Origin of the sequence: Streptomyces sp. NPDC051180 (genome assembly GCF_040689545.1) — a bacterium.
Taxonomy (GTDB): Bacteria; Actinomycetota; Actinomycetes; order Streptomycetales; family Streptomycetaceae; genus Streptomyces.
Window position 1 is genome coordinate 368,724 of the sequence record NZ_JBFBBC010000005.1, and the last position, 22,374, is coordinate 391,097.

Consider the following 22,374-nt stretch of genomic DNA (forward strand, 5'->3'; position numbering starts at 1 on the left):
CTCGGGAAGTGAGCACCGTGGCGGTTCAAGAGGCGAGACAGTACGGCGATCACGCGACGGCCTGCGCCGGCTGCGCCCACTGCGGCCAGGCCGGCCACCGGCGCGCCGTCGCCGCCTTCCTCGCCCGGCGCGACGAACTCGCCGCCGGCCACGGCGTCCCCGCGGCGGTCGCCCACTCGCCGGTCGCCGCCCGCCAGTGGGTCTCCGACGAGCTCGCCCAGTCCGCCCGCGCCGTGGCCGTCCGGGGCCGGGAGGCCGGGCTCGCCTGGCTCGACCGCGTGCGGCGCGGCAGTCTCGGCGCGGTGTGGGGCGCCGTCCTCGCCCTCCTCCTCGGCCAGGCCCTCACCGCGATCGAGGACGGCTGGACCGGCGCCCGCACGGCCGGCCTCTGCACCGCCCTGGTCCTCGCCCTCCTGCTCAGCGCCGCCGCCCACGCCCACCGGGCCCGGGGCGGTCTGCTCGCGCCCCTGATCGGCGAGGACAACCGGCTCTCCACCACCCGGGCCGCCGCGGCCGCCTGGCTCCTGCTCCTCGGCTTCACCCTCCTCTTCCTGGCCTTCGGCTCGGCGGGCACGGCCGCCTTCGGCCTGGCCCGCGGCGCGGGCCTCCTCACCGTCCTCGCCCTGGTCTCGGCCGTCACCGTCGCCGCCCGCCTCGTCGTCGCCGTGGGCATCGCCTCCCGCCGGCTCCAGAAGATCCGCGCCGACCGCCCCCGCGCGGCCGACCTCTTCTGCGACGACAGCGGCCGAGCCGGTCTCGCCGACGTCCAGTACCTCGCCGTCTCCACCGCCGTCCTGGCCCTCGTCGCCGTCGGCCTCGCCCGCGACCCCGCCCGGCTCCCCGAGGTGCCCTGGTCCCTCGTCCTGCTCCTCGGCGTCTCGGCGGCCTGGCACCTCGCCGCGAAGTGCACCGAGGGCGTCCGCCCCACGATCCACTCCGTCGTCCGCTCCCGGGAGGCCGGCGACCTCGACGCGCCGATCCGCACGGGCGACGACATCGAGATCCGCGGCTGCGGCTTCGTCCCGCCCGGGGCCGGCGCCCCCGACCCGCTGACCCGCCTGGTCGTCCGCATCGGCCCCGTCCACGCCCACGTGCCGCTCGTCCCGGTCCCGGGCGGCTTCTCCAACCCCACCGACGTGGCCCTGACCGTCCCCCTCCCGGCGGACGTGGAGCCGGGCCGGGTGGAGGTCTCCGTCGTCACGGCCGCGGGCGTCGAGACCAATCGGGTCACGATCGACGTGGTGGACTGACCGTCCGGCCCCCTTCCCTCGTCGCCGCGTCCGGATCCGGGGAGAATCGTTCCGCGAACAGTCGTACGGGGCGTGGAGAGGTGGCCGGCGATGGCGGGACGGACGGACGACCGGGCGGACGGCACGGGCGGCGACGGCGGCACGGGCGGCACCGGCGGCGACGGGCGCGGCGCCGGGTGGCGGACCCGCCTCGACGCGTGGAAGGCGGTCGCCTCCCGGTACGCCCTCCTGCCCCTGCGGATCTTCCTCGGGGTCACCTTCGTCTACGCGGGCCTCGACAAGCTCGCCGACCCGGGCTTCTTCGCGGACACCGGCAGCGGCTCCATCGGCGAGATGATGCGCGGCGTCCGCGACTCCTCCGCGATCCCCGCCATGGTCGACCTCGCCCTCAAGAGCCCGGCCGGCTTCGGGTACGCCATCGCCTTCGGAGAGCTCGCCGTCGGGCTCGGGACCCTGCTGGGCCTCTTCGGCCGCCTGGCGGCGCTCGGCGGCGCCCTGATCTCCCTGAGCCTCTGGCTGACCGTGAGCTGGCAGGTGGACCCGTACTACCTCGGCAACGACCTCGCCTATCTCATGTCCTGGCTCCCGCTGCTGCTCGCCGGTGCGTCGGTGCTGTCGGTGGACGCCTTCCTCGCCGAGCGGCGGCGCCGTATCCGATAGGCGATCCAGGTCGCGAGGCCGGCCGCGCCCAGCCCGCCGCTGAGCACCGGGATCCCCGCGTACCACGGTGTCGTCCAGGCACCGGCGGCGTCGCCCGCGTAGAGCGCGGCGAGGGCGAGGGCGGTGAGACCGGCGAGGAGCCGGCCCGGGCGGAACTCATGAAGCAGCACGGGTGACCTCCACCTGTCCGACGGCGACCTCCAGGGAGAGGTCCAGGGTGCCCGCCGGGACGGTCCCGGCCGGCGGGGCGAGCGTCCGGCTCACGTCGCGGTCCGGCGCGACGTCGACGTCGTTGGGCGGCTCGCCCGGCAGCTGCAGATCGCCGAGGCCGACCTGGGCGCGCAGCTTCACGACCGCGTCCTTCGGGACGATCACCTTGAGCCGACCCGCGCCCACCTCGGCCGACGTCGAGACGCTCGTGCCCGCCGGGACGGGGAGTCGCGACAGATCGAGCAGACCGACGCCCGTGCCCAGCTCGTACCGGGGCTGGACGGCGGCGACGGACGCCGGCGTCCACGTCTCGCGGACCCAGTCCGTGGTGATCTGCTGCGGCAGCGCGGTCGCCCCGGCGAGCAGGGCGGCCGTGACCACCGTGCGGAAGACCGTGCCGAACCCGATCCGGCCGAGGAAGCTGCTGACGACCAGGCCGAGGCCGAACACCGCGAGGGCGGCCGCGAGGCCGATCTGAAGGCTCGTGCCCAGCGGCCGGGTCTCCCACGTCAGCGCCGTGCCGAGCACGGCCGCGAGCACGGCCAGGAGATGGATCGGACCGGCGATCGAGCGCGGGCTGCGCCGGACCGAGGGCTCGGGCCGCCCGGGGGCGGCGGGAGCGGGCCCCCACTGGCTGCCGGGCTTCGGCACCTCGCCGCCCACCCGGCCGTTCTCGTCCAGGACCCCGTGCGGCCCCCACAGGTAGCCCACGGCCACCTTGCCCGTCGAGCCGTCCTTGACGATCGGGTCCTTCCACCAGGACGGGAACTCCACGAGCGGCGGGGCCTTGGTCTCGGGCGCCGCCAGGGCGGCGGCCGCCGCCTCCACCCGGCTCTCCGGCTCCACGACACCGCTCTGCCGGCGGCGCGACCACACCGCGGCGGCGGACACCACCGCCGCCACCAGCATGCCGGAGCCCAGCATCGTCCCGCTGTGCAGCATCGACAGGAGGATCCCGCAGCCCACCAGGGCCATCAGCAGCGCGGTCAGCGAGGCTCCGGAGACCCGGCCGGTCAGCAGCTTCCGGCCCTCGCTCTCCTCCTCGCCCACGAGCGGGAGCAGCAGCCAGGCGAAGCCGTAGAAGATCAGGCCGATGCCCCCCGGCACCGCCAGGACGCCGACCGCGACCCGGAAGAACACCGGGTCGAGGTCGAAGTACCGGCCGAGGCCGCCGCAGACTCCGCCCACGACCTTGCTGCGCCGCGAGCGCTGCAGGGGCGGGGCGGGAACGGCCTCCGCCGGCGGCGGGGCCTCGTGCTGCGAAGGCGTCGAACTCGTCATGCGTCCATGGTGACGGCCCGTGACACCCCGCGGCACCGGGGCCGACCCTGGCCCGACCCTGATATTCGGCGCCCCGGCGCCCCCGAGGCGGTACCAGGGACGATCTCAGGGCCGACCCTGATGTCCCGGGCGGACCGAACGTGTGACGATCGGTGCATGTCCGCAGCCGCTCGTGTCACCGACACCGACGAACCGCCCGTGCGCAGGCTCTACCGGAGCGCGGACGGGCGGTGGCTCGGCGGTGTCGCACGCGGTCTCGCCGGGCATCTCGGCCTCCCGGTCGTGTGGGTGCGGACGGTCTTCGTCGTCCTGTTCTTCATGGACGGCCTGGGCCTCGTCCTGTACGCGGCCTTCTGGATCGTCGTCCCGCTCGGAGTCGGCGGCCGCAAGACCCCGCGCCCCGTCTTCGAGACCTCGCCGGACGGCCGCCGCAGACTGCGCAAGCCCGACCGGGGCCAGATCCTGGCCCTCCTGGCCCTCGCGGTCGGCGGCGCGGTCCTCGTCGGGAACATCAGCCTGGACAAGGAGTCCGGGCGGTACATCTGGCCCGGCATCCTCGTCTGCGTCGGCCTCGCCCTGGTCTGGCGGCAGGCGGACAACGCCCGCCGCGCCAGCTGGACCGACGCCGGACGGCGCCGCCGCCTCCAGCTCGTCCGCGGCCTCGTGGGCGTCGCCCTGGTCGGCACGGGGCTCGCGGTCTTCGTGGTGGTCCGCGGCTCGGTCGCCCAGCTGGGGACCGCCCTCACCGCCGCCGTCGCGGTCCTCACCGGCATAGCCCTGCTCGCCGGCCCCTGGCTGGTGCGGATGTCGCAGGACCTCACCGAGGAGCGCACCATGCGCATCCGCGCCCAGGAGCGCGCCGAGGTCGCGGCCCACGTCCACGACTCCGTGCTGCACACCCTCACCCTGATCCAGCGCAACGCCGACGACCCCGGCGAGGTCCGCCGGCTCGCCCGCGCCCAGGAGCGCGAGCTGCGGAACTGGCTGTACAAGCCCGAGGGCACCGGCAAGGACGAGGACGAGGAGCCGGAGACGGTCGCGGAGGCGGTGAAGAGGGCCGCGGCCGAGGTGGAGGACAAGCACGGGGTCCCGCTGGAGGTCGTCGTCGTCGGCGACTGCCCCCTCGACGAGGGGCTGACGGCGCAGATGCAGGCCGCACGCGAGGCGATGGTCAACGCCGCCAAGTACGGTGGCGAGGGAGGGGCCGTTCAGGTGTACGCGGAAGTCGAGGGCCGCACGGTCTTCGTCTCCGTCCGTGACCGGGGACCGGGTTTCGACCTGGACGCGGTGCCCGAGGACCGGATGGGCGTACGAGAATCGATCATCGGCCGGATGCAGCGCAACGGCGGCTCGGCCCGGCTGCGGTCCGTGCCGGGCGGGGGCACCGAAGTGGAGCTTGAGATGGAGAGGGCGGACGGATGAGCGACGAGACCGGAACCGAAGCGGGGGCGGCGGGCACGGAGCGCCGGGTGCGGGTGGTGCTCATCGACGACCACCGGATGTTCCGCACCGGCGTGCAGGCCGAGATCGGCCGGACCGAGGTCACGGGCGTCGAGGTGGTCGGCGAGGCCGCCGACGTCGACCAGGCGGTCACCGTCATCACGGCGACCCGCCCCGAGGTCGTCCTCCTCGACGTGCACCTGCCCGGCGGCGGCGGGGTCGAGGTGCTGCGCCGCTGCGCGAGCCTGCTGAGCGCGGCCGAGGACCCGGTGCGCTTCCTGGCCCTGTCCGTCTCGGACGCGGCCGAGGACGTCATCGGCGTGATCCGGGGCGGTGCGCGCGGCTACGTCACCAAGACGATCACCGGCACGGACCTGGTCGACTCGGTCTTCCGCGTCCAGGAGGGCGACGCCGTCTTCTCGCCTCGCCTCGCCGGGTTCGTCCTGGACGCCTTCGCCTCCACGGACGCGCCGCCGGTGGACGAGGACATGGACCGGCTCACCCAGCGGGAGCGTGAGGTCCTGCGGCTGATCGCCCGCGGATACGCGTACAAGGAGATCGCCAAGCAGCTCTACATCTCGGTGAAGACCGTCGAGTCGCACGTCTCCGCGGTCCTGCGCAAGCTCCAGCTCTCCAACCGCCACGAGCTGACCCGCTGGGCCACCGCCCGCCGCCTCGTCTGAACCGCCCCGCGCCGCCCCGCCCAGCCCAGCCCCGGCCCGGGGCGGGGTCGGGCCGGGACCGCTCGGCCCGGCTCACCCCACCCGGGTCGCCCCGGCGAAGGGCATCTCGTCGATGGGGGCGACCCGGATCGGTGCGCCGGGCCGGGGGGCGTGGATCATCTGGCCGCCGCCGATGTAGAGCCCGACGTGGCTGATGCCGGAGTAGAAGAAGACCAGGTCGCCGGGGGCGAGCTGGGAGCGGGAGACGCGCTGCCCGGCGTTGATCTGGGTGTAGGTCGTGCGGGGCAGGGAGACGCCGGCCGCGCGCCAGGACGCCTGGGTGAGGCCGGAGCAGTCGTAGGCGGAGGGCCCCGTCGCCCCCCACACGTACGGCTTGCCGAGCTGGGCGCGGGCGAAGGAGATGGCCGCGGCGGCCCGGGAGTTCGGCGCGGTCACCGGGCCGCGCTCGCCGCCCGAGGAGCGGTCGGCCCGGACGGCGGGGGTGCTCGTGGCGCCGGTGCCCGCCGCCGTCCCGGAGCGGTTCCCGCTCGCGGCGGCGGCCTCGTACCGGGCCCGCTCCTCCGCGGTGAGCCGGGAGAGCAGCGTCCGGGCCGCCGTGAGCTTGCCGATCACGGCGGCCTTCTGCCGCCGCAGCTCCGCCTCGTGCCCGCGCAGCGCCGTGAGGCGCCCCGCCGACTCGTCGCGTAGCTGACGCAGCGCGGCCAGCTCACGCCGCACGGCGCCGACGGCGACGGCCTGGCGGTTCCCGGCCTTCTCGGCCAGCGCGGCCCGCTCCAGGTACTGGTCCGGGTCGGAGGTGAGGGCGAGCCGGACCGCCGGGTCGAGCCCGCCGGAGCGGTACTGGGCGGCGGCCATGGACCCCAGCGCGGCCCGCGCGGTGTTCAGGCGGTCGGTCCTGCGGGCCGCCTCGTCGCGCAGCCTGTCGAAGGCGGCACGGGCCTCCTCGGACTTCTCCTTCGCCCCGTTGTACCGCTCGGTCGCGACCTCGGCCTCCTCGTACAGCCGGTCGACCTTCGCCTTGACCTCGGCGGTGGTGGGCCGGGGGGCCGCCTGTCCGGACCCCTCGAAGAGGGTCGCCGTCGCCGCGGAGGCGAGGGCGAGCGTGGCGGCGGTGCGGACCGCCTGGCCACCGAGGGGGGACTGTCGGGACTTCCGGTGCGCTGCCACGGGGGCGGGTCACATCCTCTCCCTGAGGGGGACGGGGCCCGCCGGGCCGACGGCGGCCGCCACAGGGGAGACGGACCGCCGCCGGGTTTTCTCGGCGGGGATGGCCGACGACCGCCGGATCGCCGACGGTGGTGGGGAGCCGGCCACCTGGTGGAGGACGCTAAACCTGGGGTCACGCCCCTGCGGAGAGTTGACCGCTATTGGCGCCAGTTGACGGGTCGGGGACCGGTGTCGTCCGTTCCTGTGGCGGGCCGGGGGAGATCGGAGCGGAGGACCGACCGAAGCGGCGGAAGCGGTGGACCCGGCCGGAGAGCGGTGCTAGGGCCCCGGTTAGGCTCCGCCCCATGGACGCCCTCATCAATGTCTTCGTCGCCCTGCACATCATCGGCATCGCCTCCCTGCTCGGCGGGTTCCTCACGCAGATGAAGGCGATGGGCACCGGTACGGCCCGCTTCACCCCCGCGATGCTGCACGGTGCGCTGACCATGCTGGTCACGGGTGTCGCGCTCGTCGGCCTCAACCAGGCCGACGACCAGACCGTGAACAACCTCAAGATCGGCATCAAGCTGGCGATCCTCGTGGTGATCCTCGGACTCGTCTACGTCAAGCGGGACGAGGAGAAGGTCGACAAGGGCCTCTTCGCCGCCGTCGGCGGCCTGACCACGGCGAACATCTTCATCGCGACGCTCTGGGTCTGACCCGCGTCCGGCCCGCGGCGGCGGGCCGGGTGTGAGCCCTTCCACAGAGACCGTTCCGAAGGCGGACCCGGATGTCGGCGGGGCGTCCTAGACTCGTGAGGCGATGAGCAGCCTCTTTGACGACAGCTTCCTGGCCGGTCTCCAGAACCACTCCTCGGAGGAGCCCCCGCCCCATGCCGAGGACGACGAGCAGCACGGCTCCCCGGCCGGGGAGGACGTCCCGCACGACCTCTTCGGGGAGCACTTCGACGCGCCCCCGCCCCGCGACGCGCACTACCGTGACGGCGCCCCGCGGCCCGTCGTGGACCCCGCCGCGCTCCTGGACGGGCTGAACGAGCAGCAGCGCGCCGCCGTCGTCCACACCGACACCCCGCTGCTCATCGTCGCCGGCGCCGGTTCCGGCAAGACCCGGGTGCTCACGCACCGCATCGCCCACCTGCTGGGCACGCGGCACGTGCACCCCGGCCAGATACTGGCGATCACCTTCACCAACAAGGCCGCCGGCGAGATGAAGGAGCGCGTCGAGCAGCTCGTCGGGCCGCGCGCCAACGCCATGTGGGTCATGACCTTCCACAGCGCGTGCGTCCGCATCCTGCGCCGCGAGTCGAAGAGGCTCGGCTTCACGTCCTCCTTCTCGATCTACGACGCCGCCGACTCGAAGCGGCTGATGTCCCTGGTCTGCCGCGACCTGGACCTCGACCCGAAGAAGTTCCCGCCGAAGTCCTTCAGCGCCAAGATCTCGAACCTCAAGAACGAGCTGATCGACGAGGAGTCCTTCGCCGACCAGGCCGTCGACGGCTTCGAGAAGACGCTCGCCGAGGCGTACCGGATGTACCAGGCGCGGCTGCGCGAGGCCAACGCCCTGGACTTCGACGACATCATCATGACGACGGTCCACCTGCTCCAGGCGTTCCCCGACGTCGCCGAGCACTACCGCCGCCGCTTCCGCCACGTGCTCGTCGACGAGTACCAGGACACCAACCACGCCCAGTACACCCTCGTGCGCGAGCTCGTCGGCACGGGCTACGAGGACCTCGGCCCCGCCGAGCTGTGCGTCGTCGGCGACGCCGACCAGTCGATCTACGCCTTCCGCGGCGCGACCATCCGCAACATCCTCCAGTTCGAGGAGGACTACCCGGACGCGACGACGATCCTGCTGGAGCAGAACTACCGCTCCACCCAGACGATCCTCTCCGCCGCCAACGCCGTCATCGAGCGCAACGAGTCCCGCCGCCCCAAGAACCTCTGGACGAACGCGGGCGCGGGCGCGCAGATCACCGGCTACGTCGCGGACACCGAGCACGACGAGGCGCAGTTCGTCGCCGACGAGATCGACCGGCTCACCGACGCGGGCGAGGCCAAGGCCGGGGACGTCGCCGTCTTCTACCGGACCAACGCCCAGTCGCGCGTCTTCGAGGAGATCTTCATCCGCGTCGGACTGCCCTACAAGGTCGTCGGCGGCGTGCGCTTCTACGAGCGCAAGGAGGTCCGGGACGTCCTCGCCTACCTGCGCGTCCTCGCCAACCCCGAGGACAACGTGCCGCTGCGCCGCATCCTCAACGTGCCCAAGCGGGGCATCGGCGAGCGCGCCGAGGCGATGATCGACGCCCTCTCGCTGCGCGAGAAGATCACCTTCCCGCAGGCCCTCAAGCGGGTCGACGAGGCGTACGGCATGGCCGCGCGCTCGGCGAACGCCGTCAAGCGCTTCAACGCGCTGATGGACGAGCTGCGCACGGTGGTCGAGTCCGGCGCCGGCCCCGCCGTCGTGCTGGAGGCCGTCCTGGAGCGGACCGGCTACCTGGCCGAACTCCAGGCGTCGACCGACCCGCAGGACGAGACCCGGATCGAGAACCTCCAGGAACTCGCCGCCGTGGCCCTGGAGTTCGAGCAGGAGCGCGGCGAGGAGCCCGCGACCCTCGCCGAGTTCCTCGAGAAGGTCGCCCTGGTCGCCGACTCCGACCAGATCCCGGACGAGGACGAGGAGGGCCGGGGCGTCATCACCCTGATGACGCTGCACACCGCCAAGGGCCTCGAGTTCCCGGTCGTGTTCCTCACCGGCATGGAGGACGGCGTCTTCCCGCACATGCGCGCCCTCGGCCAGGCGAAGGAGCTGGAGGAGGAGCGCCGCCTCGCCTACGTCGGCATCACGCGCGCGCGTGAGCGGCTCTACCTGACGCGCTCCTCGATGCGCAGCGCCTGGGGCCAGCCCTCGTACAACCCGGCCTCGCGCTTCCTGGAGGAGATCCCGGCCGCGTACCTGGAGTGGAAGCGGACCGGCCCGATGGTGAAGCCTGCCGGGCCCACCTCGGGGATCACCTCCTCGCTCTCCTCCTCCCGGTCCCGCTCCGGCCCCTCCGGGTTCGCCACCCGGCGTGCCGGGGAGAAGCCGGTGATCGCCCTCCACGTCGGCGACCGGGTCACGCACGACCAGTTCGGGCTCGGCACGGTCATGACGGTGACCGGGGCGGGCGCGGACGCGCAGGCGACGATCGACTTCGGGGACGAGAAGCCGAAGCGGCTGCTGCTGCGGTACGCGCCGGTCGAGAAGCTGTAGGGCCTCGCTCCACGAGAGAGGGCCCCGGCAGGTGCTGCCGGGGCCCTTTCCGTGTGAAGCGGGTGGGGGAGACGCTCAGCTGGTCGGGTCGAGGCCGTGGCTGCGCAGCCAGGCCAGCGGGTCGATCGCGGAGGTGCCGTTCGGCCGGACCTCGAAGTGCAGGTGCGGGCCGGTGGAGTTGCCCGAGTCGCCCGAGTAGGCGATGACGTCGCCGGCCTTGACGTGGCCGGAGCGGATCTTGGCGCTGCTGAGGTGGCAGTACCAGGTCTCGGTGCCGTCCGGGGCGGTCACGATGACCATGTTGCCGTAGGCGCTGTTGAGCTGGGTGCGGACGGTGCCGTCGGTGGCGGCCATCACGGGGGTGCCGGTCAGGACGGGGAAGTCGATGCCGGTGTGCACGGACATCCAGTTGACGCCGGACTGGCCGAAGCGCGCGCTGAGCCGGTGTAGCTTCACCGGCAGCATGTACTTGGGGCGCAGCGCCTCCTTGCGCGCGGCCTCCTCGTCGCGCTTCTTCTTCTCGGCCTCCTGGCGGATCCGGAGGTCGATGCGCTCCTGGGTGCGGCTGGCGCGGTCGCCGAAGTCGCGGGCGTCCTCGCTGAGCGCGGCGAGCTGGGTGTCGAGCGCGTTGTTGGCGGCGACCTGCTTGACGGAGGCCGGGTCCGCGGCGGCGAGGGCGGTGGTGTTGTCCTTCTGGCCGCCGTCGGTGGTGCCGGTCAGTCCGCCGACGGACGCGGCGGCGATGCCGGCGACGCCCATCACGCAGGCGGAGGGGACCGCGACGGTCAGCAGCGCGGACCGCTTGGCGGGGGTGCGGCGACGGCCGCGGCTGCCGCCGGAAGTGCGGCGCACGGGGCGGCCGGCGAGCGGGGCGTCCGTGCGGAGCTCGGCGGCGGGCTCGGCGTCGGCGGGGTACTCGGTGTCGTACTCGGCGTCGTGGAGGTCCCGGAGTTCCTCGTCGAAGTCCGTGCCGGCCTCGACGAGGTCGAGGTCGGAGTCGGTCTCGTCGGCGCGGTGGGAGGCGGCGAGGTCCGCCTCCGCGTCGTTCTCGGCCTCGGCGAGGTACTCGAAGGAGAACTCGGCGGTGTGCTCGACGCCGTGCTCGGTCTGCGGGGCGTCGTGCGGGGTGTACTGCTGCGGGACGTGCGGCTCGGTCTCCGGGGCCGCCTGGTTCCACGCGGTCGCGTCGTAGGTCCCGGTGCCGTTGTCGGCCGCGAAGGCGGGGGCGGCCCACTGGCCGGTGGCGTCGTAGGACTCGTAGCCGTACGCGCCCTGGGCGGCGTAGGCGCCCGCGTGGACGGTCTCGTACTGGCCGGTGCCCTGGGCCTCGGTCCAGGCGGAGGCGTCCCACTGGCCGGTGGCGTCGTACTGCCCGGTCGTGTCGTACTGCCCCGCGGTCGCGTACGCGCCGGTCGTGTCGTACGGGGTGCCGGTGGCGTACTGCCCCGTCGTGTCGTACGTGCCGGTGGCGTCGTAGGCGGCGGCCGCGTTCCACTGGCCCGTGGTGTCCCACTGCCCGGTGGCGTCGTACTGCCCGCCGGTGTCGTAAGGGCCGGTCGTGTCGTACGGGGTGCCGGTGGCGTACTGCCCCGTCGTGTCGTACGTGCCGGTGGCGTCGTACTGCCCTGTGGTGTCGTACTGCCCCGTGGTGTCGTACTGGCCCGTCATGTCGTACGAGCCGGTGCCGCCGCCGTACTGGCCGAGATCCCACTGGCCGCTGTGGTCCGCCTGGCCGCCGGCGTAGGTGCCGTGGAACGGGTCGGTGGGGAAGCTGCCGGTGGAGTGGGCGCCGTCTCCGGCGTACCCGGCGTGGGGGTGCTGGTCGTTCACCAACGTCTCTCTCGCCTCGGCAGCAGGACCAGTCCGGGGCGGGCCCGACGAGGGGTGTCCCGGGGGAAGCAGTGGCGCGACTGTACCCGGCGGTACGCGCGGCGGACAATCTTCCGAGGGGTTCACGCCCGTAGGAAACGGGCAATCGGCCGTGTTTCGCCAGCTCGTGGAGAGAGCTTTGGCCTTGTGTTCGAGAAACGTTCGAAGAACGGTGTCGGACGTTCAGGCGACGGAGCCCGCCGCAGGCCCCTCCCCGCGCACCGCGGACGCCTCCGCCCCGGCGCCGTCGAGGGCCTCCAGGACACCGGCGGCCACCGTCGGATGGACGGGCAGCGCGAGATGGCCGATGCCGCTGACCCGGACGTTGTGCACCAGGAGATCGGGGTGGTCGAGCCGGGCCGTCTCCACCGGCACCATCACCTGGTCCAGATCGCTCCAGAAACTCACGAACCGGGTGCGGCAGCCCGGCGCGGGGCCGGCCAGCTCCCGCAGCACCTCCGAGCCGGGCCGCATCTGCCGGACCAGCGGGTGGGCGTCGGCGAGCGGGGCCACGGAGGTGCCGGAGTGCGGGGTGCCGAGCATGACGAGGGAACGCACCCGCGCGTCGCCGCCGAGCCGCTGCACGTAGTAGCGGGCGACGAGCCCGCCCAGGCTGTGGCCGACGATGTCGACCTCGGCGTGTCCCGTGCGGGCGCGGATCTCCTCCACCCGGCGGCCGAGCTCCTCGGCGGCGGCCCGCAGGTCGCAGGTGAGCGGGGAGTAGTTGAGCGACTCGACGCAGTCACGACCGTGCCGGGCGAGGGCGCGGCGCAGCAGGACGAAGACCGATCGGTTGTCGACGAAGCCGTGGAGCAGGATCACCGGGCGCCGGCCTGCGAGGGGGACGGCCGGGGGAGCGGCGGGAGCGAGGCGCTCGGCCACGATTCCCGAGGGATAGAGGACGAGGTGGCCGGTGAGCACGGCCAGCTCGAGGACGGTGGCTTTCACGAGGGTGGTGACCTTGGTGAGCTCCATGGCCGGCCTCCCGAACGGCACGCGGGGCCGAACGGTACGCCGGTGCGCCGGGCCTCCGTGCCGTACGGACGACGGCGCGGAGGCTACGACGACCTCGTCGCGGCTCCCTTTGCGACCGCGCCCCGCTTGCGGCTGGTGGGCCCAGGAGGAGGGCCCGAAAGCGGGGTACGGCGCAGAGCGAACATGTCCCACGTGTGATTTCCCCCTCCCCGGGCGTCGCGAAACAGCCGGGTGCGGGATGCTGGGGATAACGTTCGTTCACCTTTCCCCCGGCAATGAGGCGCGGGGGTCGCATGTGGAGGCAGTGATGGGTGTGACCGGAGCCGGTCCGATCCGCGTGGTGGTGGCCAAGCCGGGTCTCGACGGACACGACCGTGGGGCCAAGGTGATCGCGCGGGCCCTCCGCGACGCGGGTATGGAGGTCATCTACACCGGGCTCCACCAGACGCCCGAGCAGATCGTCGACACCGCGATCCAGGAGGACGCCGACGCGATCGGTCTGTCGATCCTCTCCGGAGCGCACAACACGCTGTTCGTGAAGGTCCTGGAGCTCCTCAAGGACCGTGACGCGCTGGACATCAAGGTCTTCGGCGGCGGGATCATCCCGGACGCCGACATCCCGCCGCTGAAGGAGAAGGGCGTCGCCGAGATCTTCACGCCGGGCGCCACGACGACGTCCATCGTCGACTGGGTGAACGCGAACGTGCGCGTCGCCGCCTAGTCACGGGGCGCCGCCCCTCCGGGCGCCCCCGCGGTACCCCTCCCCGGGTACCTCTTCTCGCCGAGGCCCTTCCGTACGGGAGGGCCTTTTCGGCTTGCCCGGACCTCTTGTCCGGTCTCCTCACCCGGACCTCGTCCTCGGACCGCCCGGCCGGACCGCTCAGACGGACCGCTCTGCCAACAGTTCGGCGCGCATCGCGGCGCGCAGCCGGAGGGTGGAGACCAGGCGCCGGAACGCCTCCGACCAGTAGCCTCCCGCGCCGGGGGCGGTGTCCTCGGTCTCGTCCGGCAGGGCCGTCAGGGACTCCAGCCGGTGGGCCGCCGCCGGGTCGAGGCACCGCTCCGCCAGGCCCATGACCCCGCTGAAGCTCCACGGGTAGCTGCCCGCGTCCCGGGCGATGTCCAGGGCGTCGATCACGGCGGCCCCGAGCGGTTCGTCCCACGGCACGGCGCAGACGCCGAGCAGCTGGAACGCCTCGGAGAGGCCGTGGGCGGCGACGAACGAGGCGACCCAGCAAGCCCGTTCGTCCGTGGGCAGCATCGAGAGGAGCTGGGCGCGCTCGGCCAGTGACGAGGTCCCCGGGCCGGTCGCGGGCGGTGCAGCGGGGGAGCCGAGGAGGGCCCGCGACCAGTCCGCGTCCCGCTGTCGCACGGCTGCCCGGCACCAGGCCGCGTGCAGTTCGGCCTGCCAGTCGTCGGCGACCGGCAGGGCCACGATGTCCTCCGGGCGGCGGCCACCGAACCGGGCCGGCCAGCAGGACAGCGGCGCGGCCTCGACGAGCTGGCCCAGCCACCAGGAGCGCTCGCCCCGGCCGGTCGGCGGGGTCGCCGCCAGGCCGTCCCGCTGCATCGCCGCGTCGCATTCGTGCGGGGCCTCGACGACGATCGCGGGCGACCCCGCCGTCCGGTCGAGGCCGACACAGGTGGCGGCCCGGCCGGCCATGCGGCCCGCGAGCGCGGAGGCGGGCAGCGCGGAGAGCAGTTCGGCGGCCGTCGACCGGACGTTGCGGCTGCGGTCGGAGAGGGCCGCCTCCAGGAACTCCTCGTCCGCGTCGGAGAGTCCGGTCCGCAGCGAATCGAGGAACATCAGCCGGTCCTCCGCCCGCTCGGTGGGCCAGGTCGACGCGAGGAGGGCGAGACCCGCCGCCGCGTCCCGGGTCCGCACGGCGGTGAGCAGGGCGACCCGCTCCGCGAACAGGCCCTCGTCCCAGAGCGCGCGGACCTCCTTCGGGTCCTCGGTCGACGGCAGCCTGCCGCCCGCGCCCGTGCCCCGGAGGGCGAACTTCCACTCGGGGTTGAGGCGGGCCAGCCACAGGCCGCGCGGTCCGGCGAGCCGCAGTGCCTGCGGCCGCAGATCGGTCCGCGCCCGGGCCGCGTCGAGCAGGGCGGGCAGGGTGGCGGGCGGAGCCCCGTAGCCCAGCTCGTTCGCCAGGGCCAGCCACTGCGGGAGCAGTTCGGCGACGTCCGGGGCCGCGCCGCGTCGTCCGGCGGGTGAGGGCGCGGCCCGTCCGGCGAGCAGTTGGTCGAGCCGGACCCGGGCGGCGGCCGGCAGTGGCCCCCGCGGATCCTCCGGCGCGCGTTCCGGCGGCGGCGCGGCGGGGCCCGGTCGCAGCCCCGCCCTGCGCCGTACGGTGTGCAGCGCGGCCGCGTCGAGCAGCGCGCCCGGCACGTCCTGCGCCGTCCCCGACGTCGTCGGACCGGTGGGCGGCCGCCGGTCCGTGCCGAGCAGCGCCGAGGTGACGAGCTCCTCCCAGGCGCGGGCGGAGTCGGCGTCGGCGCCCCCGGGGCGAGCGGCGGGCGGGGCGGAGGGGGGCGTGGCGGTGTCCATCGGGTTCCTCCGGTCGGGCGGGCGGTGGTGGCCGGACGTCATACGAGGGGAACGGTCTCGTCGGGGGCCTCCGGGGACCAGGCGGCGAGGGGGGTGAAGCCGCGGTGGCCGCACTCCCCGAAGACGGTGAGGGGGCCGCCGCCGGACAGGGCGACGAGACGCCAGAGCCCCGGGCGCGACTGGGCGGCGGGTGTCAGGGGCAGGGCCTCGCGGCCGTCCGCGTCGGCGAGCTGCCAGCCGTACTCCGCTCGGCTGGGCACGACCTGGCGCAGCGTCACGGGCCACGAGTCGAGCCACGGGTCGTCGCGCAGCGCGCGGCCGTACGCGCCGAGGGCGTCGTCGACCGGGCCGCCCGGTGGCGGGGAGGCGGGTCCGGCGACCGGGACGAACTGCTCGCCGGGCTCGGCCCGTAGTCCGCCCGAGCCCGGGTGCGGGGTGAGCTCGCCGTCGAGGACCGCGCCCACGGGGAGGGCCAGCGCGGGGGCCCGGCCGCCCGCGCCGAAGGAGAGGACGAGGGCCGTGCGTCGGCTCGCCGCGCCGTGCAGCCAGATCCGGCGGGTCGTCAGCCGGGCGTCGGCGGAGTCGTACTGGGCGAGGACGAGCCAGTGGTCGCGGACCGGCGGGCCCTCGACCGCCGGGTGGAGGCCGACCCTGGTCCGCACGGTGGCGGCGAAGGGGTCGGGCAGCCGGTCGGCGGTGAGCCAGGCCCGGTCCAGGAGGTGGGTCAGCGCGCACTCCTCCAGGAGTCGCACGGGCCATCCGGGTCCGGAGCCGGGGATGGACCCCAGTTCCCTGACCCGGCCCGCGAGCCCGGGTGCCTGGGCGTCGACCATGCGGGCGGCGGTCTCCTCCCACAGGCCGTACCCCGCCTGCTCCGCCGTCGCCAGGCCGCCGCGCAGCAGGTCGGCGAGGCGCTGCTCCAGTTCCCGGGCGCCCGTGGTGATGCGGGCGGCCCGGCGCTCGGCCCTGCGGCGCGCCGCCTCGGGGTCGGCCGGCGCGGAGGCCGCGGCGCCCGTCCCCTCCCCGAGGGGCGTGGCGCCGTCGTCACCGCGGCGCCGGGCGAGCCACTGCTCCGCCCAGTCGGGCACGGCGGTCTCGCCGGCCGCCGTCGTGTTCGCCGTCTGGAGCAGCAGCAGGCCCAGGGCGTGCTTGCAGGGGAACTTGCGGCTGGGGCAGGTGCAGGCGTACGCGGGACCGGTGGTGTCGACGACCGTCCGGTACGGCGCGCCCCCGCTGCCCTTGCACAGGCCCCAGACGGCGCCCCCCGCCCGGCCCGTGCCGGACCAGGGTCCGGGCGTGCCGAGTCTGCTCCCCGCTCCGCGTGACGCATCGTCAGGAGCCAGTGCCAGCACCTGTTCCGCCGTCCAGCGCACCCCCATGGCATTCATGTCCCCGACGGTAGAGGCCGCCACTGACAACGCCGCAGGGATCGGCTCCGGCCTGGGGGTTCGGCTGCGGCGAGGTCCTGGCGGGGGTGACCTGACGACTCCGGGAAGACGATTTGACTTTACCGTTCCTTTACGATTCTCTGCGCGGTACCGACCGTTTGTACGCACCACGTTGTTGGGGGACCCCCGCCATGAAGCGCACCGCCCGTACCGCCGCCTCGGCCCTCGCCGCCGCCGGTCTCGCCCTCGGCCTCGGCGCCTGCTCGGCGGTCGCCGACAAGGCCGCCGAAGAGGTCGACAAGACCGTCAGCCAGACCTACGAGGTCACCTACGAGGTCAGCGGCAAGGGCGTGGAGTCGATCGACTACCACGCCGGCGACGGCACCGCGATGGCCCCCGAGGTCGTGTCCGAGAAGAAGCCCGCCACGCCGTGGAAGAAGACGGTGAAGTTGCAGGGCATCATGCCGCCCGCCGTCATGCCGATCTCGCTCGACCCCGCCGACCTCACCTGCAAGGTCATCTACCAGGGCAAGGTCATCAAGGAGGCCAAGGCCGAGCAGGCGATGGCGGGCGGCTGCGTCGCGGTCTCGCCGATCGTGGGCTGACCCTCCCTCAACTTACTTGCGAAGCCCCTCGATACGCCTCTGACCGGCGACGACGTCGAATGTCAGTGGCATGGTGCACCGTGGATCGCACAACAGGTCGAACGATCTGAAGGGGGATCCATGCCCGTGCCCGAAACCCTCGCGCAGCCCGGTTCCGGTGTCGAGACGGACACCGGACCGCGGCGGCCGCGGACCGCCACCGACGTCCTGCGGCCGCACGCGGAGGACGCCTTCGCCGGCGAACTCGCGGCGCTCGCCGCCGCCGACGACCGCCCCCGGCCCGCCCGCTGGCGCCTCTCGCCCTGGGCCGTCGCCACCTACCTCCTCGGCGGCACCCTCCCCGACGGGACGGTGATCACCCCCAAGTACGTGGGCCCGCGGCGCATCGTGGAGGTCGCCGTCACCACGCTCGCCACCGACCGCGCGCTCCTGCTGCTCGGTGTCCCCGGCACCGCCAAGACCTGGGTCTCCGAACACCTCGCCGCCGCCGTCAGCGGCGACTCCACCCTCCTCGTCCAGGGCACCGCCGGCACCCCCGAGGAGGCCGTCCGCTACGGCTGGAACTACGCGCGGCTCCTCGCCCACGGGCCCAGCCGCGACGCCCTCGTCCCCAGCCCCGTGATGCGCGCGATGTCGCAGGGCATGACGGCCCGGGTGGAGGAACTCACCCGCATCCCCGCCGACGTGCAGGACACGCTCATCACGATCCTGTCCGAGAAGACGCTGCCCGTCCCCGAACTCGGCCAGGAGATCCAGGCCGTCCCCGGGTTCAACCTCATCGCCACCGCCAACGACCGCGACCGGGGCGTCAACGAACTCTCCAGCGCCCTGCGCCGCCGCTTCAACACCGTGGTCCTGCCCCTGCCCGCCACCCCCGACGACGAGGTCGACATCGTCGCCCGGCGCGTCGACCAGCTCGGCCGCTCCCTGGCGCTGCCCGCCGCTCCGGCGGCCGTGGACGAGATCCGCCGGGTCGTCACCGTCTTCCGCGAGCTCAGGGACGGCGTCACCACCGACGGGCGGACGAAGCTCAAGTCCCCCTCGGGCACGCTCTCCACGGCCGAGGCCATCTCCGTCGTCACCGGCGGCCTCGCCCTCGCCGCCCACTTCGGCGACGGCGTCCTGCGCCCCGCCGACATCGCCGCGGGCATCCTCGGCGCCGTCGTCCGCGACCCGGCCGCCGACCGGGTCGTCTGGCAGGAGTACCTGGAGACGGTCGTCAGGGAGAGAGACGGCTGGAAGGACTTCTACCGCGCCTGCCGCGAGGTGAGCGCGTGACCGCCGTCGCCACGGCCACGGCCGAGGGCCCCGGCCGGACCGCGGCGACCGGCCCGGGGACCGCGCCGCGGCGTGCGGGACCGCTGCTCCTCGGGGTGCGCCACCACGGGCCGGGATCCGCGCGGGGCGTACGGGCGGTCCTGGAGGCGCGGAGGCCCGCCGCCGTGCTGATCGAGGGACCCGCCGAGGCCGACGCGCTCGCGGCACTCGCCGGCGAGGAGGACATGCGTCCCCCCGTCGCCCTGCTCGCGCACGCCGTGGACGACCCCGGACGGGCCGCGTTCTGGCCGATGGCGGAGTTCTCGCCCGAGTGGGTCGCGCTCCGCTGGGCCCTCGACCGCGGGGCCGCCGTCCGCTTCGTCGACCTGCCCGCCGCGCACACCCTCGCCGCCGCCGACCCCACCTGGGACGACGGCGAGGACGAGGTCGCCGGCGGCGGTCCGCGGATCGACCCGGTCGCCGAACTCGCCGCGGCCGCCGGGTACGAGGACGCCGAGCGCTGGTGGGAGGACGTGGTCGAACTGCGCGGCGACGGCGACCCCGCCGCCCCCTTCGAGGCCCTCGCCGAGGCCATGGGCGCCCTGCGCGAGGCGTACGGGCACGGCGGCCACCCCCGCGACCTCGTCCGCGAGGCGCACATGAGGCTCCGGCTGCGCGACGCCCGCAAGGAGTTCGGCGACGACGTCGCCGTCGTCTGCGGCGCCTGGCACGTCCCCGCCCTCGCCCGGAAGACCACCGTCGCCGCCGACCGGGCCCTGCTCAAGGGCCTGCCCAAGGTACGGACCGAGACGACCTGGGTCCCCTGGACCCACCGCCGGCTCGCCCGCCGCTCCGGATACGGCGCGGGCATCGAGGCGCCCGGCTGGTACGGACACCTCTTCACCGCCCCCGACCGGCCCGTCGAGCGGTGGATGACCAAGGTCGCCGGACTCCTCAGGGCCGAGGACCACCCCGTCTCGCCCGCCCACGTCATCGAGGCCGTCCGGCTCGCCGAGACCCTCGCCGCCCTGCGCGGCCGGCCGCTCCCCGGCCTCGAAGAGACCACGGACGCCGTCCGCGCCGTCCTGTGCGACGGCTCCGACGTGCCCCTCGACCTGGTCAGGGACCGCCTCGTGGTCGGCGACGTCCTCGGCCGGGTCCCGGACACCGCCCCCGCCGTCCCCCTGGAGCGCGACCTCGCCCGCCGTCGGCGCACCCTGCGCCTCAGGCCCGAGGCGCAGGAGCGCACGCTCGAACTCGACCTGCGCAAGGAGACGGACGGCGAGCGCAGCCGCCTGCTCCACCGGCTGCGGCTCCTCGGCGTCGGCTGGGGCGAACCGGCCGCGGGCCGGACCGGCACCGGCACCTTCCGGGAGACCTGGCGGCTGCGCTGGGAGCCCGAACTGCACGTCCGGGTCGCCGAGGCCGGCGTCTGGGGCACCACCGTCGAGGCCGCCGCCACCGCCAAGGCCGAGGCCGGGGCCCGGGGCGCCGCCACCCTCACCGACATCACCGCCCTCGCCGAGCACTGCCTGCTCGCCGGACTCGCCGACGCCCTCCCCGTCGTCATGCGGGCGCTCGCCGACCGGGCCGCCCTCGACACCGACGTCGCCCACCTCGCCCAGGCACTCCCCGCCCTGGCCCGCGCCCTCCGCTACGGCGACGTCCGCGGCACCGGCACCGAGGCCCTGGTCGACGTCGCCGCGGGGCTCGCCGAACGGATCTGCGTCGGCCTCCCGCCCGCGTGCGCCGGGGCGGGCGCCGACGCGGCCGCCGCCCTCCGTGAGCGGATCGACGACGTCCACCAGGCGCTCGGCCTGCTGCCCGAGGCGGCCGGCCTCGCCGACCGCTGGGCGGACGTCCTGCGCCGGATCGCCGACCACGACCGCGTGCCCGGCCTCCTGCGGGGCCGGGCGGCCCGGATCCTCCTCGACGACGGACGGATCTCCGACGACGAGGCCGCCCCGCTCATGAGCCGCGCCCTCTCCCCGGGGACCACCCCGCCCGACGCCGCCGCCTGGATCGAGGGCTTCGTCGGCGGAGCCTCCGGCGGCGGCCTCCTCCTCGTCCACGACGAGCGGCTGCTCGCCCTGGTCGACAGCTGGCTCGCCTCCGTGCCGGCCGCGGCGTTCACCGACGTCCTGCCGCTGCTGCGCCGCACCTTCTCCGCGTACGAGCCCGCCGTCCGCCGCACCCTCGGCGAGCTGGTCGCCCGGGGCCCGCGCTCCGGCGGTCAGGACCGCCCGGCACCCGGCGCGACCCCCGGCTTCGCCGCCGGCCTCGACCGGGAGCGGGCGGACGGCGTCCTGCCCCTCCTCCATCTGATCCTCGGCACGGAGGCCCGCGTATGACCACCGCCCGGACCACGGCCCAGGCCGCCGCCGACCCGACCACCGTCCCGGCCGGTTTCCCCGCCACCACCCCGACGGCGGATCCGGCCGCGCCCGCGACCACGTCCGACCGCCCGGCCACGGACCCGACCGGGGACCCGACCGGGGACCCCGCGTCCGACCGCCCGCCCACGGACCCGACCACGGACCCGGCGGCCGACGAGCGTCTTCGGCGCTGGCGTCTCGTCCTGGGGGGAGGCGAGGCAGAGGGGACGGGGCGGCCGCTCTCGGGCGCCGACGCGGCCATGGACGCGGCCCTCACGTCGCTCTACGGGCGGCGGGCGCAGGACGAGCGCGGGGGACGGGAGCGCTCGGCGGGGCTCGGGGCGTCCGCGCCCTCCGTCGCCCGCTGGCTCGGCGACATCCGCACGTACTTCCCCGCCTCCGTCGTCCAGGTGATGCAGCGCGACGCGATCGAACGCCTCGGACTCGCGCACCTCCTCCTGGAGCCGGAGATGCTGGCGGCCGTCGAGGCCGACGTGCATCTGGTGGGGACCCTGATCTCGCTCGGGAAGGCGATGCCGGAGACGACCCGGGAGACCGCGCGGGCCGTCGTACGGAAGGTCGTCGACGACCTGGAGAAGCGGCTGGCCGGCCGGACCCGGACCACGCTGAACGGCGCGCTGGACCGCTCCGCGCGGATCAGCCGCCCCCGCCACCGGGACATCGACTGGGACCGGACGATCCGGGCCAACCTCGGGAACTACCTGCCCGAGCACCGCACGGTCGTCCCGGAGCGGCTCGTCGGGCACGGGCGCGCCTCGCGGGCGGTGCGGAAGGAGGTGGTGCTCTGCATCGACCAGTCGGGCTCGATGGCGGCCTCCGTCGTCCACGCCTCCGTCTTCGGCGCCGTCCTCGCGTCGATGCGGTCGATCGCCACCCGGCTCGTCGTCTTCGACACCGCCGTCGTCGACCTCACCGACCGGCTCGACGACCCGGTCGACGTCCTCTTCGGCACCCGACTCGGCGGCGGCACCGACATCAACCGCGCCCTCGCCTACTGCCAGGAGCGCATCACCCGGCCCGCCGACACCGTGGTCATCCTCATCAGCGACCTGTACGAGGGGGGAATCCGCGACGAGATGCTGAAGAGGGTGGCGGCGATGAAGGCGTCCGGCGTCCAGTTCGTCGCGCTCCTCGCCCTGTCCGACGAGGGCGCCCCGGCCTACGACCGCGAGCACGCGGCGGCCCTCGCCGCGCTCGGCGCCCCCGCCTTCGCCTGTACCCCCGACCTCTTCCCGGAGATCATGGCGGCCGCCCTGGAGAAGCGGCCCCTGCCGATACCGGCCGCGTGACGTGCCGATCCCCCTCCGCGCGGGGCCGGCCGCACCCCGGACGGAGTGCGGATTCCGTCGTGGCGGACCACGCGGACGGGTGCGGAATCCGCAGGCTCCGGACC

Annotated in this window: 18 protein-coding genes; 11 read left to right on the plus strand and 7 right to left on the minus strand. The window is 74.7% G+C overall.

Features of this window, described 5'->3' with window-relative positions; all coding sequences use genetic code 11:
• Nucleotides 1-8: 8 nt before the first annotated feature.
• The gene (locus AB0424_RS13080) at nt 9-1,250 is read left to right on the plus strand and encodes a hypothetical protein (protein WP_366304683.1); all 1,242 of its coding nucleotides are present in this window, start codon (nt 9-11) and stop codon (nt 1,248-1,250) included.
• A 90-nt stretch (nt 1,251-1,340) separates the two neighbouring features.
• Nucleotides 1,341-1,910, plus strand: a complete 570-nt coding sequence (locus tag AB0424_RS13085; RefSeq protein ID WP_366304685.1) for a DoxX family membrane protein — start codon at nt 1,341-1,343, stop codon at nt 1,908-1,910.
• Here the strand turns inward: AB0424_RS13085 and AB0424_RS13090 are convergent.
• Nucleotides 1,817-2,080 (minus strand): hypothetical protein, encoded by a 264-nt coding sequence (locus AB0424_RS13090; protein ID WP_366304687.1) that lies wholly within the window; start codon nt 2,078-2,080, stop codon nt 1,817-1,819. The genes AB0424_RS13085 and AB0424_RS13090 overlap by 94 nt on opposite strands.
• Complete coding sequence (locus AB0424_RS13095) at nt 2,067-3,401, minus strand: PspC domain-containing protein (RefSeq protein WP_366304688.1); 1,335 nt, start codon at nt 3,399-3,401, stop codon at nt 2,067-2,069. Before AB0424_RS13095 ends, AB0424_RS13090 begins: the two co-directional genes overlap by 14 nt.
• Before the next feature lie 156 nt (nt 3,402-3,557).
• Between AB0424_RS13095 and AB0424_RS13100 the strand changes: the two genes are divergently transcribed.
• Together AB0424_RS13100 and AB0424_RS13105 are read left to right on the plus strand one after the other, a co-directional pair.
• A complete protein-coding gene (locus AB0424_RS13100; RefSeq protein WP_366304690.1) occupies nt 3,558-4,823 on the plus strand; it encodes a PspC domain-containing protein in 1,266 nt (421 codons plus the stop codon).
• Nucleotides 4,820-5,524, plus strand: coding sequence for a response regulator transcription factor (locus tag AB0424_RS13105; RefSeq protein WP_366304692.1), 705 nt, complete (start codon nt 4,820-4,822; stop codon nt 5,522-5,524). Before AB0424_RS13100 ends, AB0424_RS13105 begins: the two co-directional genes overlap by 4 nt.
• A 72-nt stretch (nt 5,525-5,596) precedes the next feature.
• Here the strand turns inward: AB0424_RS13105 and AB0424_RS13110 are convergent, their stop codons facing one another.
• Entirely contained in the window at nt 5,597-6,691 is a 1,095-nt protein-coding gene (locus AB0424_RS13110; protein ID WP_366304694.1) for an NlpC/P60 family protein, read from the minus strand.
• A gap of 344 nt (nt 6,692-7,035) precedes the next feature.
• Here AB0424_RS13110 and AB0424_RS13115 point away from each other — a divergent pair, with 344 nt between their 5' ends.
• Nucleotides 7,036-7,389: a hypothetical protein gene (locus AB0424_RS13115; protein WP_366304696.1), complete on the plus strand. Its 354-nt coding sequence runs from the start codon at nt 7,036-7,038 to the stop codon at nt 7,387-7,389.
• A gap of 103 nt (nt 7,390-7,492) precedes the next feature.
• On the plus strand, nt 7,493-9,943 hold the full coding sequence (gene pcrA / locus AB0424_RS13120) for a DNA helicase PcrA (protein ID WP_366304698.1): 2,451 nt from the start codon (nt 7,493-7,495) through the stop codon (nt 9,941-9,943).
• Nucleotides 9,944-10,018: 75 nt separating this feature from the next.
• Here pcrA and AB0424_RS13125 read toward each other — a convergent pair whose 3' ends face one another.
• Both AB0424_RS13125 and AB0424_RS13130 read right to left on the minus strand, forming a co-directional pair.
• Nucleotides 10,019-11,776, minus strand: coding sequence for a peptidoglycan DD-metalloendopeptidase family protein (locus AB0424_RS13125; protein ID WP_366304700.1), 1,758 nt, complete (start codon nt 11,774-11,776; stop codon nt 10,019-10,021).
• Nucleotides 11,777-11,995: 219 nt separating this feature from the next.
• Nucleotides 11,996-12,787: an alpha/beta fold hydrolase gene (locus AB0424_RS13130; RefSeq protein WP_366304702.1), complete on the minus strand. Its 792-nt coding sequence runs from the start codon at nt 12,785-12,787 to the stop codon at nt 11,996-11,998.
• A 307-nt stretch (nt 12,788-13,094) separates the two neighbouring features.
• Between AB0424_RS13130 and AB0424_RS13135 the strand changes: the two genes are divergently transcribed.
• Nucleotides 13,095-13,508: a cobalamin B12-binding domain-containing protein gene (locus tag AB0424_RS13135; RefSeq protein WP_366304704.1), complete on the plus strand. Its 414-nt coding sequence runs from the start codon at nt 13,095-13,097 to the stop codon at nt 13,506-13,508.
• A gap of 159 nt (nt 13,509-13,667) precedes the next feature.
• Here AB0424_RS13135 and AB0424_RS13140 read toward each other — a convergent pair whose 3' ends face one another.
• Nucleotides 13,668-15,335: a DUF5691 domain-containing protein gene (locus AB0424_RS13140; protein ID WP_366304705.1), complete on the minus strand. Its 1,668-nt coding sequence runs from the start codon at nt 15,333-15,335 to the stop codon at nt 13,668-13,670.
• A 38-nt stretch (nt 15,336-15,373) separates the two neighbouring features.
• Nucleotides 15,374-16,723, minus strand: coding sequence for an SWIM zinc finger family protein (locus AB0424_RS13145; RefSeq protein WP_366304706.1), 1,350 nt, complete (start codon nt 16,721-16,723; stop codon nt 15,374-15,376).
• A gap of 191 nt (nt 16,724-16,914) precedes the next feature.
• Between AB0424_RS13145 and AB0424_RS13150 the strand changes: the two genes are divergently transcribed.
• The 4 genes from AB0424_RS13150 (at nt 16,915) to AB0424_RS13165 (ending at nt 22,270) form a co-directional block, all read left to right on the plus strand.
• Nucleotides 16,915-17,328, plus strand: coding sequence for a hypothetical protein (locus AB0424_RS13150; RefSeq protein WP_366304708.1), 414 nt, complete (start codon nt 16,915-16,917; stop codon nt 17,326-17,328).
• A 120-nt stretch (nt 17,329-17,448) separates the two neighbouring features.
• Nucleotides 17,449-18,606 carry an AAA family ATPase gene (locus AB0424_RS13155; RefSeq protein WP_366304710.1) on the plus strand — a complete coding sequence of 386 codons (1,158 nt, stop codon included), beginning with the start codon at nt 17,449-17,451 and terminating at the stop codon, nt 18,604-18,606.
• Nucleotides 18,607-18,701: 95 nt separating this feature from the next.
• A complete protein-coding gene (locus AB0424_RS13160) occupies nt 18,702-20,936 on the plus strand; it encodes a DUF5682 family protein (protein ID WP_366304793.1) in 2,235 nt (744 codons plus the stop codon).
• On the plus strand, nt 20,933-22,270 hold the full coding sequence (locus tag AB0424_RS13165) for a VWA domain-containing protein (RefSeq protein WP_366304712.1): 1,338 nt from the start codon (nt 20,933-20,935) through the stop codon (nt 22,268-22,270). The genes AB0424_RS13160 and AB0424_RS13165 overlap by 4 nt, the downstream gene beginning before the upstream one ends.
• The last annotated feature ends 104 nt before the right edge of the window (nt 22,271-22,374 follow it).

Bases quoted from the DNA above. Each gene is read 5' to 3' on its own strand.
- AB0424_RS13135 (WP_366304704.1), top strand. From the start codon at position 13,095: ATGGGTGTGACCGGAGCCGGTCCGATCCGCGTGGTGGTGGCCAAGCCG.
- AB0424_RS13150 (WP_366304708.1), top strand. From the start codon at position 16,915: ATGAAGCGCACCGCCCGTACCGCCGCCTCGGCCCTCGCCGCCGCCGGT.
- AB0424_RS13115 (WP_366304696.1), top strand. From the start codon at position 7,036: ATGGACGCCCTCATCAATGTCTTCGTCGCCCTGCACATCATCGGCATC.
- AB0424_RS13165 (WP_366304712.1), top strand. From the start codon at position 20,933: ATGACCACCGCCCGGACCACGGCCCAGGCCGCCGCCGACCCGACCACC.
- AB0424_RS13095 (WP_366304688.1), bottom strand. From the start codon at position 3,401: ATGACGAGTTCGACGCCTTCGCAGCACGAGGCCCCGCCGCCGGCGGAG.
- AB0424_RS13145 (WP_366304706.1), bottom strand. From the start codon at position 16,723: ATGAATGCCATGGGGGTGCGCTGGACGGCGGAACAGGTGCTGGCACTG.
- AB0424_RS13130 (WP_366304702.1), bottom strand. From the start codon at position 12,787: ATGGAGCTCACCAAGGTCACCACCCTCGTGAAAGCCACCGTCCTCGAG.
- AB0424_RS13100 (WP_366304690.1), top strand. From the start codon at position 3,558: ATGTCCGCAGCCGCTCGTGTCACCGACACCGACGAACCGCCCGTGCGC.
- pcrA (WP_366304698.1), top strand. From the start codon at position 7,493: ATGAGCAGCCTCTTTGACGACAGCTTCCTGGCCGGTCTCCAGAACCAC.
- AB0424_RS13140 (WP_366304705.1), bottom strand. From the start codon at position 15,335: ATGGACACCGCCACGCCCCCCTCCGCCCCGCCCGCCGCTCGCCCCGGG.
- AB0424_RS13105 (WP_366304692.1), top strand. From the start codon at position 4,820: ATGAGCGACGAGACCGGAACCGAAGCGGGGGCGGCGGGCACGGAGCGC.
- AB0424_RS13085 (WP_366304685.1), top strand. From the start codon at position 1,341: ATGGCGGGACGGACGGACGACCGGGCGGACGGCACGGGCGGCGACGGC.
- AB0424_RS13155 (WP_366304710.1), top strand. From the start codon at position 17,449: ATGCCCGTGCCCGAAACCCTCGCGCAGCCCGGTTCCGGTGTCGAGACG.